The organism is Pseudoflavonifractor phocaeensis, from assembly GCF_016901955.1.
Lineage (GTDB): Bacteria > Bacillota > Clostridia > Oscillospirales > Oscillospiraceae > Flavonifractor > Flavonifractor phocaeensis_A.
In genome coordinates this window covers 1-1132 of the sequence record NZ_JACJLC010000198.1, presented here as the reverse complement: position 1 = coordinate 1132, position 1132 = coordinate 1, and the positions used below count along the sequence as shown (strand labels likewise).

Annotated in this window: 1 protein-coding gene; it reads left to right on the top strand. The window is 51.7% G+C overall.

Features of this window, described 5'->3' with window-relative positions; all coding sequences use genetic code 11:
* Positions 1–68 precede the first annotated feature (68 nt).
* A complete protein-coding gene (locus H6B51_RS17120) occupies positions 69–1034 on the top strand; it encodes an IS5 family transposase (RefSeq protein ID WP_204884796.1) in 966 nt (321 codons plus the stop codon).
* Positions 1035–1132: the final 98 nt, after the last annotated feature.

Below are 1132 nucleotides of genomic sequence, written 5' to 3'. Positions count from 1 at the left end.
GGCAACACCGCACAGAAAAGTAAGCGTGATACAGCCCGACATGATATAATAAAAACATGGATAAACAGATGACAATGTCTGCGCTTAGTGATGAGCTGGCGCAGGTGCGGACAAAGAAGAAAGAATTTCTTGCTCAGATCGAGCGGATCGTCCCGTGGAAGGAATGGCTAGCGCTGATTCAGCCGTGCTATTATAAAGGAGAGCGCGGCAACAAACCCTATCCGCTGGAGACCATGCTGCGGCTGTATCTGCTGCAAAATCTGTATGACCTGAGCGACGAAGCAACAGCGGCAGAAGCAATCGACAGCCGTGCGTTTTCGGATTTCTGTGGCGTTGATTCAAGCAACCAGGTGCCGAATGGGGATACCATTGGCCGTTTCCGGAACCTGCTGGTGAAAAACGGATTGCAGAAGAAGCTGTTCACGCAGGTCGTGGCTGCACTGACGGAACAGGGTCTTATCCTGAAAAAGGGAACGATTGTTGATTCCACCATCATTTCCGCGCCCTCCTCCACCAAGAACAAGGAGAAGAAGCGGGATCCGGATGCACATCAGGTCAAGAAGGGCAACACATGGCACTTTGGCTATAAAGCGCATATCGGCGTAGATAAGGACAGCGGACTGGTCCACACAGTGGAGGCGACACCCGCCAATGTTCATGACGTGTCGCAGACTTCGTCACTGCTGACCGGTGAGGAAGAGGTCGTTTACGGTGACAGCGGCTATCTCGGCGCCGGCAAGCGTGAGGACGCAATCGTTCGGAATAAATCCGGCCGCAAAATCAAATACAAAATCAACCGTCGTCCATCCCAGCTAAAGAAACTGAGTAAAAGCGGCCAGTACGCGGCCAAGAAAGCGGAACACGCAAAATCTTCTGTCCGTGCGAAGGTGGAGCACGTATTTGGTGTCGTCAAAAAACAACTGCGGTTTCGGAAAACGCGATACCGAGGGCTCGAAAAGCAGCGAGCCAAATTCAATATCATATTCGCGTTAGCGAATCTGCTTCTGGCTGACAGGCCCTGCCTGGCGGCTTGAATCCGTATGCCTTCTGCGAGAATTCTAAACACAAACCGTTCTGCCAAAAGCTATGTCTTGGCAGGACGGTTCTTTTTGCCTTATTATGCGGTGTTGCC

Bases quoted from the DNA above. Each gene is read 5' to 3' on its own strand.
- H6B51_RS17120 (WP_204884796.1), top strand. From the start codon at position 69: ATGACAATGTCTGCGCTTAGTGATGAGCTGGCGCAGGTGCGGACAAAG.